This window comes from Bifidobacterium erythrocebi (genome assembly GCF_012932675.1).
In the GTDB taxonomy this organism is placed as follows: Bacteria; Actinomycetota; Actinomycetes; order Actinomycetales; family Bifidobacteriaceae; genus Bifidobacterium; species Bifidobacterium erythrocebi.
This window is the reverse complement of record NZ_JAAIIF010000007.1, coordinates 13,498-26,508: the sequence shown is the minus strand read 5'-3', so window position 1 is coordinate 26,508 and position 13,011 is coordinate 13,498. Positions and strand designations below refer to the sequence as shown.

Annotated in this window: 12 protein-coding genes and 1 other RNA gene; 1 reads left to right on the top strand and 12 read right to left on the bottom strand. The window is 62.3% G+C overall.

Annotated features, from left to right (window positions below):
• Positions 1 to 187: 187 nt before the first annotated feature.
• Positions 188 to 850, bottom strand: a complete 663-nt coding sequence (gene hpf / locus G1C98_RS03365; RefSeq protein ID WP_169079253.1) for a ribosome hibernation-promoting factor, HPF/YfiA family — start codon at positions 848 to 850, stop codon at positions 188 to 190.
• Positions 851 to 1,031: 181 nt separating this feature from the next.
• Between hpf and rnpB the strand changes: the two genes are divergently transcribed.
• Positions 1,032 to 1,404, top strand: an RNA gene (gene rnpB / locus G1C98_RS03360) — RNase P RNA component class A.
• 120 nt (positions 1,405 to 1,524) lie between these two features.
• Here the strand turns inward: rnpB and G1C98_RS03355 are convergent.
• The 11 genes from G1C98_RS03355 to G1C98_RS03305 all read right to left on the bottom strand — a co-directional run bounded on the left by G1C98_RS03355 (position 1,525) and on the right by G1C98_RS03305 (position 12,916).
• Positions 1,525 to 2,163 carry a regulatory protein RecX gene (locus G1C98_RS03355; RefSeq protein WP_169079251.1) on the bottom strand — a complete coding sequence of 213 codons (639 nt, stop codon included), beginning with the start codon at positions 2,161 to 2,163 and terminating at the stop codon, positions 1,525 to 1,527.
• A 3-nt stretch (positions 2,164 to 2,166) separates the two neighbouring features.
• Positions 2,167 to 3,351, bottom strand: a complete 1,185-nt coding sequence (gene recA / locus G1C98_RS03350) for a recombinase RecA (RefSeq protein WP_169079249.1) — start codon at positions 3,349 to 3,351, stop codon at positions 2,167 to 2,169.
• 310 nt (positions 3,352 to 3,661) lie between these two features.
• Positions 3,662 to 3,895 (bottom strand): DUF3046 domain-containing protein, encoded by a 234-nt coding sequence (locus G1C98_RS03345; protein WP_169079247.1) that lies wholly within the window; start codon positions 3,893 to 3,895, stop codon positions 3,662 to 3,664.
• Between the two features lie 123 nt (positions 3,896 to 4,018).
• Entirely contained in the window at positions 4,019 to 4,822 is an 804-nt protein-coding gene (locus G1C98_RS03340) for an amino acid ABC transporter ATP-binding protein (RefSeq protein WP_205831870.1), read from the bottom strand.
• Positions 4,823 to 4,830: 8 nt separating this feature from the next.
• Positions 4,831 to 5,814 (bottom strand): amino acid ABC transporter permease, encoded by a 984-nt coding sequence (locus tag G1C98_RS03335; protein ID WP_169079245.1) that lies wholly within the window; start codon positions 5,812 to 5,814, stop codon positions 4,831 to 4,833.
• Between the two features lie 39 nt (positions 5,815 to 5,853).
• Positions 5,854 to 6,783: an ABC transporter substrate-binding protein gene (locus G1C98_RS03330; protein ID WP_169079243.1), complete on the bottom strand. Its 930-nt coding sequence runs from the start codon at positions 6,781 to 6,783 to the stop codon at positions 5,854 to 5,856.
• A 173-nt stretch (positions 6,784 to 6,956) separates the two neighbouring features.
• On the bottom strand, positions 6,957 to 7,895 hold the full coding sequence (locus G1C98_RS03325) for an ABC transporter substrate-binding protein (RefSeq protein WP_169079241.1): 939 nt from the start codon (positions 7,893 to 7,895) through the stop codon (positions 6,957 to 6,959).
• Positions 7,896 to 8,105: 210 nt separating this feature from the next.
• Entirely contained in the window at positions 8,106 to 8,618 is a 513-nt protein-coding gene (locus G1C98_RS03320; RefSeq protein ID WP_169079239.1) for a helix-turn-helix domain-containing protein, read from the bottom strand.
• Between the two features lie 70 nt (positions 8,619 to 8,688).
• Complete coding sequence (locus tag G1C98_RS03315) at positions 8,689 to 9,315, bottom strand: CinA family protein (protein ID WP_169079237.1); 627 nt, start codon at positions 9,313 to 9,315, stop codon at positions 8,689 to 8,691.
• Positions 9,316 to 9,334: 19 nt separating this feature from the next.
• The gene (gene pgsA, locus G1C98_RS03310; protein ID WP_169079235.1) at positions 9,335 to 9,988 is read right to left on the bottom strand and encodes a CDP-diacylglycerol--glycerol-3-phosphate 3-phosphatidyltransferase; all 654 of its coding nucleotides are present in this window, start codon (positions 9,986 to 9,988) and stop codon (positions 9,335 to 9,337) included.
• Positions 9,989 to 10,036: 48 nt separating this feature from the next.
• Complete coding sequence (locus tag G1C98_RS03305; protein ID WP_169079233.1) at positions 10,037 to 12,916, bottom strand: FtsK/SpoIIIE family DNA translocase; 2,880 nt, start codon at positions 12,914 to 12,916, stop codon at positions 10,037 to 10,039.
• Positions 12,917 to 13,011: the final 95 nt, after the last annotated feature.

The window sequence follows — 13,011 nt, the reverse complement described above, 5'->3', positions numbered from 1 at the left end:
GGCATTCTATGCCATGATGTCCGGGCACACTGCCTGTTATCTTACGCGACATTGCCGATAACACCGCCATTGCCGCGCCACATACCAGACATTCGGCCACATGAGTCGGGGCCCACACCGTATGTGCACGGTGTGGGCCCCACCTTCTATCGATTCATCGACTCATGATCGCCGTAATGGACAATCGTCAGTTCACATGCTCCGGGGTATCGATCTCGAACACACCGTAGCTCCAGCCGTGACGATGGTAGACGACGGACGGACGGCCGGTCTCCTTGTTCACAAACAGGAAGAAGTCGTGTCCGATCAGCTCCATCTCGTACAGCGCCTCGTCGATGGTCATCGGCTCGGCGATGTGCAGCTTGCGACGGATCACGATCGGGGTGTCGCCGACCTGGACCTCGACGGACTCGCCCGGGCCAAGATCGGATGCGACCGCTGCGGCCGGGCTGTTCTCGACATCGGCGGGCGCCTCTTCCTCGACCACTTCGGTCTCGGGCTCGATGGTACCCAGATCGACCGGGACCGGGTTCTCATAACCGCGGCGGTGGTCCTTGCGACGATCGCGCGTACGGCGCAGACGCAGGGTCAGCTTGTCGAGCGCCATATCCAGTGCGCTGAACTCGTCTGCCGAGGAGGCTTCTGCGCGAACCACGGTGCTGCCTGCGATGATGGTGATTTCCACGCGCTTGGCGGTGTCTGCCTGGCGCGGGTTGCCTTCGTGCGACAGCACGATCTGAGCACGCTGCGCGTCGGGGGCGATAGCGGTCACACGATTCATCTTGCTCTCAACGACATCACGGAACCTTTGCTTGATCTGAGTGTGACGTCCGGTAATGACGATTTCCATGTGGACCTCCTAGATAAACTCAAGCGGTGTTACCCGCTATTTGCGTTCCAGCCGTGTCTTCACTGACCGGGTACGTCTCATTGTAAACGAGCTTTGGGGAAACGGCGGGAACAAACCGCAAAAAAATCTGTGAATTTCCTTGGCTTTTCATATTCGAAATTACTTGGTATAGTTGTGCGTTTGAGACCTCTTGATGGCCGCGATCGGGCATGTTCGCATGCACGGTTGAGGAACTTCCGGGCTCCACAGAGCACGATGGCGGATAACGTCCGCCCAGGGCGACCTGAGAGATAGCGCAACAGAGAACAGACCGCCTTCCGGTTTCAGCCGGAAGGTAAGGGTGAAACGGCGGTGTAAGAGACCACCGGGCCCCTGGTAACAGCGGGCCGCTTGGCAAGCCTCATCGGGAGCAAGGCCAAACAGATGACGGTAAGGGCTGCTCGCCCGTGTCATCGGGTAGGCTGCTAGAGCCCAACGGCAACGTTGGGTCGAGATGGATGGCCATCCGTGTGCATGGCACACGACAGAACCCGGGGTATAAGAGGTCTCGCTTTTTCTTTTCCCGTCAATGGCGGCGACCCACGAAACATGCACCCTCACTCCCCCTATGGGATTGGGATTGCCGGCCCCGACATACGCCGGCGTCGCAGCGCGACACGCTGCGACACGCCGTATCAGTCGTTCAACAGCTCATGCGCGACACGCCGGAGCGTGTCGGCATCATGACCTTTGCGCCCGCCCGCCGACCAGAAGCGTCGCATACGCACCTGCCTATCCAGTCCACGGGTCTTTCTGGCCACCGAGCGCCCAAGCTCCCAAGCCGCCTCCTCGAATACGCCCTGGGCTGCGGCCTCTCCGGTGACCTTGCCGGCAAGGGATGCCGGCACGCCTTTGCGACGGAGCTCCATCACCGTGCCGCGGCTTCCCATCATGCGGCTCACGCAGTATCTGACGACCGACCGGGCATATGCCTCATCATCGAGCAGTCCCAGTTCGATCAGCCTGCGGATCACATCGTCCACAGTATCCTCGTCATAGCCCTTGTCGAGCAGCCTGCGTCGCAGCGTCTGCGTGGAACGCGCGGCCGCATCGAGCAGACGGAACGCGGCCTCACGGCATGCATCGAAGTCCGACGGGTCGAACGACTTGCCGTCGGAGCCTCTGCCGGAACCGTTGCTTCTCCTGCCGTCATCGCCATACGACGTATGTGGCGAAAGAGGGGCGGCGCTGCCGGAATACTCCGGCACCGTACGCCGCTCCCCCGCATCGGCATCGACCGGATGCCGTTTCAGGAAATCCTGAGCCGAGATCATCCGTCAGGCCTTTGCCGCCGGCTTCGCCTTGGCGGCACCGGCATGCTTCGTATCCTGCTTCGGCTCGGAGTTCTTCTCGCTGGCGGACACCGCCTCGACGTTCTTGTCGGCTTCGGCCGCCGCCTTGGTAGCATCGTCCTCGGCGAACTGGTCCATGGGGTCGATCAGGCCGAATTCGGCCTTGACCTTGTTCTCGATCTCCTCGGTGATGGCCGGATTGTCCTTCAGGAATTTACGCACGTTCTCGCGACCCTGGCCAAGCTGGTCGCCCTCATAGGTGAACCAGGAGCCGGACTTCTTCACCACACCGACCTGAATGGCCATGTCGAGCGCGGAACCCTCGCGGGAGATGCCCTCGCCGTACAGCATGTCGAATTCCGCGGACTTGAACGGCGGGGCCATCTTGTTCTTCACCACCTTGACCCTGGTGCGGTTGCCGACCGCCTCGTCGCCGTTCTTGATGGTCTGGATCCTGCGGATGTCGAGACGGACCGAAGAGTAGAACTTCAGCGCCTTGCCGCCGGTGGTGGTCTCGGGGTTGCCGAAGAAGACGCCGATCTTCTCACGCAGCTGGTTGATGAAGATGGCCGTGGTGCCGGCCTGCGCCAGCGCGCCGGTCATCTTGCGCAGGGCCTGGCTCATCAGTCGCGCCTGCAAGCCCACATGGCTGTCTCCCATATCGCCCTCGATCTCCGCCTTCGGCACCAGAGCCGCGACGGAGTCGATCACGATGACGTCCAACGCGCCGGAACGGATAAGCATGTCGGCGATCTCCAAAGCCTGCTCGCCGTTATCGGGCTGCGACACGATCAGGGAATCGGTGTCGACGCCGAGCTTGCGCGCATACACCGGGTCGAGCGCATGCTCGGCGTCAATGAACGCAGCCACGCCACCGGCCTTCTGCGCGTTGGCGACGACATGCAGCGCCAACGTGGTCTTACCGGAGGATTCCGGACCATACACCTCGACGATGCGGCCCTTCGGCAGGCCGCCGATGCCAAGCGCCATGTCAAGTGCGAGGGAACCGGTGGGGATGACCTCCACGTTCTGTTCCGGTCTGTCCCCCAGCCTCATTGCGGAGCCCTTGCCGAAGCTCTTCTCCACCTGCGCCAATGCGGTGTCGAGGGCTGCCTTGCGCCTTGGATCGAGCTCGTGCTTCGTCTGATCGGCGCTGGTGTTCTGTGCCATGGTGTTCTCCTTCAGGAATCAGTTGACGAACATGCCTCCACGGTATGGACACGTCGCATGCCCGGTCAAGACGCATCGACCCCTGTGGTCGACACACCCCTCACAATCTGCACGATTTGCGCAAAACCCAACAGGGGCAACGTTTTCCATGCCGTTATCAGCGATATCCGTCGCTGACGCTCGTGATATTCGCTGTGGACAACTATACCCCATATGCGAACATTTGTTCGAATCGCTGTTCCGACGAGCGTGAAACGCCCATCATTCCGCGCCCGGACACGGCGCGTTGCGCGTATGGAGAAGCACGGCCCTATTTCGCCGGCATGGGCGGTGCATTATGGTCATGCCCCCATCGCCGCGAATCGGGGATGTCCATCTGGTCGCACAGCACATTCCACACCACGCGCGGCTCCTGCCCCGCTTCCAACGCCTCGATGACCGTCATGTCGTCCAGTCTCGTCAACTGCTGGTCATGTGCCAACGCCTTGCCGTAGCTGCGTCCGAACACCTCTTCGAGCAATTGCCAGAATTCCCGTTCCTGCATGAGGCATCAGTGTACGCCGCCGGACCGATGCCGACGTGCCGGACGACGATAAAGCCCCATGGCAGTTACACCATGGGGCTTTATCATCCGTCCTGCCGGGCGCGCCCGGCCAGTGGCACACGCTTACAGCACGTGCTGCAGGAAGTCCTTGAACCTGGGCTCGGTCGGATTGTCGATGATCTCGGGACCACCCTGTTCCACGACCACGCCGCCGTCCATGAACACGATCTGGTCGGCGACCTCACGGGCGAATCCGATCTCGTGCGTGACGACGATCATGGTCATGCCCTCGCGGGCAAGGTCGAGCATGACGTTCAGCACCTCGCCCACCAGCTCGGGGTCGAGCGCGGACGTGGGCTCGTCGAACAGCATGATCTCCGGTTTCATGGCCAGTGCGCGGGCGATGGCCACACGCTGCTGCTGACCGCCGGAAAGCTGCGAGGGGTAGTAGTCCAGGCGCTCCCCCAGTCCCACGCGCTGCAGCTCGCGCACGGCCAGCTCCCTGGCTTCGGCCTTGCCCATATGCTGCACGTGCACCGGGGCTTCCATCACGTTCTCCAGCGCCGTCATATGCGGGAACAGATTGAACCGCTGGAACACCATGCCGAGCTTCGCGCGCTGGGCGGCCACTTCCTTGTCGTTCAGGGTCTGCAGCACACGCTGGCCCTTCTTCTCCACGTACTTGTAGCCGATCATCTCGCCATCGACGTCGATCTCGCCGCCGGTCAACGTCTCCAGCTGGTTGATCAGACGCAGCAGCGTGGACTTGCCCGAGCCGGAAGGCCCCAGAATCACCGTGACGCTGCCGGGCTCGACGGTCATATCCACGCCCTTGAGCACGTGCAGGTCACCGAACGCCTTATGCACCTGGATGGCCTTCACCGCGGGAACGTTCTTGGAGGTTTCCTTCGTTGTCTTGCTCATCATCGCTCCCCTCACGCGGTCATGCCCGTGAACACGGCTTCATTGTGCTTGTTGACGTCTTCCTTCGGCTCGCCTTCGGTCTTGCCTGGCAACGGCGCGCGCTTGCCGCGGGCACCGACCGGACGGGCGTCGAATCCCTTGCCGAAGTGCTTCTCCAGCCTGGACTGGATCACCATCAGGATGGAGGTGATGACCAGGTACCAGATGCAGGCCACGATCAGCAGCGGGATCGGCTTGTACAGGCGGGTCGAAATGGCGGTGGTGGCGAACTGCAGTTCCAGCGTGAACGGCACGGCGTTGACCAGCGACGTGGTCTTGAGCATGCCGATGAACTCGTTGCCGGTCGGCGGGATGATGATGCGCATGGCCTGCGGCAGGATGATGCGGCGCATGATGAGCGTGCGCTTCATGCCGAGGGCCTTGGCGGCCTCCGTCTGCCCCGGGTCGACCGCTTCAAGACCGGCACGCACGATCTCGGCCAGATAGGCGGCCTCGTTGAGCGCCAGACCCAGCCAGGCCGCGTTGAACGCGGTAATGACGGACTGCGAATCGATGCTCCAGAATTCCACGGAAGTGAACGGGATGCCGATGCCGATGCGCGGTACCAGCACGGCGAACAGACCCCAGAACACCAGCTGCGTGTACACAGGGGTTCCACGGAAGAACCAGATGTAGAACCAGCTCACGCCGCGCAGCACCGGGTTGATGGACTTGCGCATGATGGCGAGCAGCACGGCCAGGACGATGGCGATGGCCATGGAGATCACCGTAAGCAGCAGAGTGTATTTGATGCCCTCAAGCACGTTCTCGTTGAACAGGTACTTCCATACGATGTTCCATTCGAAACGCGGGTTGGTGATCAATCCCTGCACCAGCATCGCGGCGAACAACGCGACGATGATCGCGGCCACGACCGGTCCGGTTCTTCTCACCGGCAACGCCTTGATGCGATTGGGAATGTCGAGGTTCTCGCCGTCGACCTGTTTCTTCGCCATGCTTTCTGCCTTCCTTGCCTGTGTACCCTAGAGACGGAATCAGTCGAGATCGGTCGGGTTGATCTCGGCCTTGTCGAGAGCGCCGGATTCGACGCCCCAATGCTTGAGGATCTTCATGTACGTGCCGTCGTCCATGAGCTTCTGCACGGCCTTCTGCACGGCGTTGTCCATCTGGGTGTTGCCCTTCTTGATGGCGATGCCCTCCTTGACCACGCCGACGTCCTTGCCGAGAGCCTCAAGACCGTCGGTCTGGGAAATCGCGTAGCCCGCCACAGGCGAATCGGCGTAGAACGTGTCCGCCTTGCCGGTGGCCACGGCGGTCGCCGCCTCGGCCTGACGCTTGTAGGAAACGACTTCGGCATCCTTCTTGCCATCGGCCTTGCACTGCTTGGCGATCTTGTTCGCCTCGTCCTCCTGCACAGTGCCGGTCTGCACGGCGATCTTGTTGCCGCACAGGTCGGAGGAATCGATCTTCTTCGGGTTGCCCTTCTGCACGGTCCAAGTGGAGCCGGCGCGGTAATAGCTGACGAAGTCGACGGAATCCATACGTTCCTTGGTGATGGTCATGGCGGTGATGCCCAGATCGTACTTGGCACCGACGGACGGCACGATCGTGTCGAACATGGAGGACACGATCTTGGTCTTCAGACCCAGCACCTTGCCGATGGCCTTGGCGAGATCCACGTCATAGCCGGTCGGGGTCTTGCCGTCTTCGGCAAGGAACTCGGCCGGGGCGTACGACAGCTCCATGCCGACGGACAGTTCGCCGCTCTTGACGGTGTTGCCCTTCGCGAGCTTGGCAAGCTCGTCGTCCTTGGCGACGGTGCTCACATCGTAGCCGGTGGTGGTGTTGGACTTCCCGGACGCGGAATCGTCCGAAGTGTCGCTGGTGCCGCATGCCGCGACCGAAACCAGCATGGCCACGCTCAGTACGGCGGCGGCCACGGTCTTCAGGTTCTTCAATGCCATTGCAGTGTTCTTTCTCTTGTTCTCTTCTGCGCGTCGCACAATGTCAAACTATGCCAGTATCGCCAATGGGCACGATAATTGCACGGATGCGCCTGTTTGCTCGGGTCGGCCACCGGAAAACGGAGAAGCCCCGATCGAAATCGAGGCTTGCTATATCCGGCGTCCCGTTGGTGTCAGTCGGTGACGTCGGTCGGATTGATCTCGGATTTGTCGATGGCACCGGATTCGACGCCCCAATGCTTGAGGATCTTCATGTACGTGCCGTCGTCGATGAGCTTCTGCAGAGCCTTCTGCACCGCCTGCGCCGTGGCCGTGTCGCCCTTCTTGATGGCGACGGCCTCCTTGGCCATGCCGGTGGCCTTGCCCAAGGTCTCAAGCTGGCCGTCGGTCTGGGCGATCGCGTAGCCGGCGACGGACGAATCGGCGTATGAGACGTCGGCCTTGCCGGTGGTCACGTTGGTCGTCACATCGGTCTGCAGCTTGTTCGACAGGATGTCGATGGCCTTCTTGCCGTCGGCCTTGCACTGCTTGTTGAGCTTGTTGACCTCCTCTTCCTGGATGGTGGCGGTCTGCACGGTGACCTTCAGTCCGCACACATCGGACACATCCACCTTGTTCGGATTGCCCTTACGCACCACCCAAGCGGATCCGGCCTTGAAGATGCTGACGAAGTCGACGGCCTTGAGACGTTCCGGCGTGATGGTGAAGGATGAGATGCCGACGTCGTACTTGGCACCGACAGACGGGATGATGGAATCGAAATTCGCGTTCTGCGGGTCGGCGGTCAGACCGAACTCCTTGGCCATGGCCTTGACGAGGTCGACGTCGAAGCCGACCGGGGTCTTGCCGTCGGCGGCAAGGAATTCCGCCGGCGGATACGACAGATCCATGCCGACGGTGAACTTGCCGTCCTTGGTGACGGATTCCGGCAGCAGCTTGGCGATGGACTCGTCCTTGGTGACGGAGCTGACGTCGTAACCCTCGATGCTGGATGAGCCGGACGCCTTGCTGCCGGAGTCCGAATCGTCGGTGGTGCCGCAGGCCGCTGTGGAAAGCAGCATGGCGGCGCTCAATGTCAGCGCCATGACGGCCTTGATACGTGTGAATGGCATAAGCAACCTCTCTCGTCTCTGTGGGCCCACTCCCGTGGACCGGCATAAGGACAACCTAGGCACAGTTTGCTACGAGCCCGTTAAACTTCCCACATTGCGAAGCAGCCTGCACACCGCCCCCGCCATATACGCCGTATACGGCAATGGGGCTGCCCGCAGGCAACCCCATTGAACGATGTCGTATGCTTTCGGCTTGCTCGCCGTTCTACGCTATGCAACCATATCGAGTCGATCGGCCACCATGCGCAGCAGCTGCGCGGTGCTCACGCCCAATGCCTCGGCGATGGAGCTCAGCAGTTCGGAGCTGGCCTCCTTCTGGCCACGTTCCACCTCGGAAAGATAGCCAAGGGAGACGCCGGCCTTCTCGCTGACTTCACGCAAGGTCTTATGGTCACGCGAACGCAGGTCGCGCAGCACCAGGCCGATGGCCCCACGCAACGACAGCGTGTCTTCCTGCCGCTGTGCCGTCTTGGTCTCGCTATGCGGGGCCGCCTGGGCAACCGCCTCTTCGTCGTGCCACATGCGGCGACGCATCTGCGCCGCCTCGTCCTTCGCCTTCTTGGCTGCACGCGCCTTCATCACCTGCTGCTGCGCCAGCACGACGGCGCGACGCTGGGCCGGAGTCAATTCACGCATACGCGCGGCGCCGGGCTGCACCATCGGCGGGGCAATCTTCGCGGTGTTCGTGGTCGTGGCTTGACGAACCTGAGTCAACGTTTCCATATCCGATCCCCTTTGCACTCCATAAGGCTGTTCGACTGTCTATCTACCCCAACAGCGAACAAGGGGCATTTTATTCCATAACAGGCAGTGTGAGCTGCGTCACAATACGCAGCACATGGCTCACGACCCCCTCCCGCACCTGCTCGCGCGAACCGTTCAGTCGCAGTTCGAAGGCGACCGCATGCCAGCCGTTGCCCATATCCCGCCAGGCTCGCTCGCCATCCATGACCACCGCCGTGCGCTCGGGCAGCGCGACGGATGCCGGATCGGGCAATGCGCCGACCATACCGCCGGGAACGGCGATGCCCACATAGACCAGTCCTGCCGGTTTGTCGCCGTCCGGACCGGGGCCTGCCACGCCGGTGGTCGACAATCCGACGACACCGCCGGCATATTCAGGCTGATCATACAGATGCGCGGTGCAGGCAGCCATTTGACGGGCGACTTCGGGATGCACCGCCCCCTCACGCTCAAGCAACCCGCGATCGACGCCGAGGATGGATGCCTTCGCCTTGATGTCATAGGTGACCGCGGAACCGAGAAACACGTTGGATGCGCCGGGGATACGCACCAGCGAATCGGCAAGCAGCCCGCCGGTCAACGATTCGGCGCATGCGATCTTGAGTCCCCTGGACTCGTAATCGTGCAGAATCGCGGCGGCGGGCTGCTGATAGTTCGAGGATTGATTTTCGTTCATAGAAACGACATTAGTCGTTTCAGTCGTTCGCTCCCTTACGCGAGCCGACGAACGTGTTGTACAGGTAGATGCCGCCGGAATACAGGCACAGCACCAAAGCCACGTACAGCATGACGTAGGTGACGATGTAGTACACGTTCACCCATGCGGCGGCAGCCTGCTGCGGGCCGCCGATCTGGGCGGGGATCAGCAGCATGGCCAGGCCGATGCACTGGAACAGGGTCTTCAGCTTGCCAGGCCATGCGGCGGCGATCACCTTGCCGCCCGGGCGTTCCATAACGAAGAAGCGCATCACGGTGATGCCGATCTCGCGGATCAGGAACAGGATGGTGGCCCACCACGGGAATTCGGCGAAGACGGAGGCCACGATCAGCGTGCCGCAGGTCATGAGCTTGTCGGCGATGGGATCCATCAGCTTGCCGAGTTCGGTCACCTGGTTGTACTTGCGCGCCATCCAGCCGTCGAGCTTATCGGTGCAGGCGGCGATGATGAAGATGATCGCCGCCGCCCAGCGCATGGAGGTGCTGTGGGTGCCCCATGCGCCGGCCGCGATGTAGAGTCCGAGGAAGACCACGACCAGTACGATGCGGCAGTAGGTCACCAGGTTCGGCGGGGCGTTCCAGCCGTCCAACAGCGAGGATTTCTTTGATTGGATGCTTTGTTCTTCAGCCATATCCCCACACGTTACCCTTGATGCTCTACCTTGCGGGTCACCCGCCGGTCAGGCGTCCGCGCCGGGAGCGGAAGCCTGGGACGGGGTGAGGCTGTCGGTCTCGCCGCGGATGAAGGCGAGCACGGCAGGCAGATCGTCCGGCTGCACCAGTACCTCTCGTGCCTTCGAGCCTTCGGACGGGCCGACCACACCACGCGATTCGAGCAGATCCATCAGACGTCCGGCCTTGGCGAAACCCACCCTGAGCTTGCGCTGCAGCATGGAGGTGGATCCGAACTGCGTGGTGACCACCAGTTCGGCGGCCTGCAGCAGCACGTCCATATCGCCGCCGATCTCCTCGTCCGGTTCGAGAGCCTTCTTCTCGGCCTGCTCGGCCATCTGCTCGATGTCCTCGCGGTATCTTGGCTTGCGCTGGGTCCGCACGAACTCCACGGCCTTGCGGATCTCGGACTCGTTCACCCACGAGCCCTGCACACGGATCGGCTTGGCCGACCCCATCGGCAGGAACAGGCCGTCACCCTGACCGATCAGCGTCTCGGCACCGGTGGTGTCGAGGATGACGCGAGAATCGGTGGCCGACGAGGTGGTGAACGCCAGTCTGGATGGAATGTTGGCCTTGATCAGACCGGTCACCACATCGACGGACGGACGCTGCGTGGCGAGCACCAGATGCACGCCGGCCGCACGGGCAAGCTGGGTGATGCGCTGGATGGAGCTTTCGACGTCGTTCTTCGCCACCATCATCAGATCGGCCATCTCGTCGACGACCACGAGGATGTACGGATACGGGGCGACCTTGCGCTTGGAACCCGCCGGCGCATGCACCTTGCCGGCGCGCACGGCCTCGTTGAAGTCCTTGACATGGCGGAACCCGAAGAACTCCAGATCGGAATAGCGCGAGTCCATCTCCTTGACCACCCATTCCAATGCCTGAGCGGCCTTCTTCGGGTCGGTGATGATCGGCGTGAGCAGGTGCGGGATGCCGGCATAGGCCGACAGTTCGACGCGCTTGGGGTCGACGAGGATCAGGCGCACCTGATCGGGAGTGGCACGCATGATGATCGAGGTCAGCATCGAGTTGACGAAACTGGACTTACCGGAGCCGGTGGCGCCTGCCACCAGAAGGTGCGGCATCTTGGTCAGATCGGCGGTGACGAAATGGCCCTCCACATCCTTGCCAATGCCGGTGATCATGGGGTTCGGGTCGCTGACGACCTTCTCGCTGCGCAGCACATCACCCAGGCATACGATCTCTCGATCCTCGTTCGGGATCTCGATGCCGATGGCCGATTTGCCGGGAATCGGAGACAGGATGCGCACATCGGAGCTCGCCACGGCGTAGGCGATGTTGCGGCGCAGATTGGTGACCTTCTCGACCTTGACGCCGGGGCCGAGCTCGACCTCGTACTGGGTGACGGAGGGGCCACGCAGGAAGCCGACGACCTTGGCATCGACCTTGAACTGCTGGAAGGTGGATGTCAGCGCACGAATCACACGGTCATTGGCCGGGGTACGCGCCGCATGCGGCTTGCCATGGGCGAGGATATCGAGGTCGGGCAGATGGTACGGGGGCTCCACGCCTTCGGCGGACTGCGGTGCTTCGCCGGCGGAACCGGCGGAGGACGGGACCGCCGCATATTCCCCGGAGTCGGCGCCGTACGCCCCGGATCCGGCACCGAGGGCAAGCGTCTGCGGCTGGGACTGAGCCTGGGACACCTGGGATTGAGCGGGCTGGGCGGCCTGGCTGGGAGGTGCCGGCGGCTCGGCCTCCTGCGCTATCGGCGCCCACGGGTCGCTACCCTCATCGGCTGCGCGGCTTGCCACCGGCACGGTACCGTCATCGGCGTCCATGACCATCGTATGTTCCACGGACGGGACGGGCGGCACCGCGGACGGCGTCACCACCGTGGGCATCATGCCGGACGGCATGATCTGCGTGGTGCCTTGATGCTCATCCAACGACGTCTCCGCTGCCTGGCCATGGCGGGACGCCGCCTGGGTGAACGGATCGTCGCCCTGGTAGGAATCGAGTTTGGTGTCGGTCTCCTCATGCTTCCTGCGCGAGAAGAACCTGGAGATCCTGGCCAGCAGGCCGGGTTCGGCGTCGGCTTCGTCGTCTGACTGCTCATCATCGGTGCCATCATGCGCGGGAACGCCTTCCGCGAGCTCGAGGGTGCTGCCGTCCAAACGAACCTCATTGGGGAATTGCTCGTCGCGCGCATCGCCCTCGGCCTGTTCCTGCCCATCGGTCTGCCGCCCGCGAAGCTTGGAAACGATGTTGTGCCAGATGACGGGAATGTCCTCGACGTGGATTCTTGCGATCAGCATCAACGCGAATACGCCGATGACCACGAACACGACCACGGCGAACGTCTCGGACAGGCCCCAGGCAAGCGGCGTGCCGACGATGTACCCGACCAATCCGCCGGCATGCTGCATCGCCTCGATATCGAAGCCCTGGGCCTGCGAGGCAAGTTCGACATCGAGAATCGAGCAGACGACCCAGAACAGCACCATGAGCCCGACAACCACGCGCGGATTGCCGGAACCATGGCCGGAATGCCGCATCAGGCGGATTGCAACGGCAAAGAGGAACACCGGCAGGATAACGCTCATTAGCCCGAAGGCGCCGGAGGCAAGCGAGTGCAGGAATCGGCCAAGCGGCCCCTGCACGCGGAACCACTCGGACGCGCAGAACAGCACGCCGAGCACCACCATGACGAAGCACAATCCGTCACGGCGATAGGCGGGATCGTACTCCCCCGTTCCCGTCATCGCGCGCACGGCGCTGCCGAACGCACGCGGCACCGCCAGCAGGATCGACTGCCACAACGGTTCCTCTTCCTCGTACTCGTCAGCCTGCGTCTTGGACCGCGACGACTTGGGAGCGTTCTTCTTGCTGTTCGATGATGATGCTGTTCTTGCCATAACGTGTCAGATTCTACCCATCGGCGCTCCCATATCGGCCACCGCATCCCGATTCACCCATTTCCTCGATGAATCGAGGCCACCATGCGGAACAC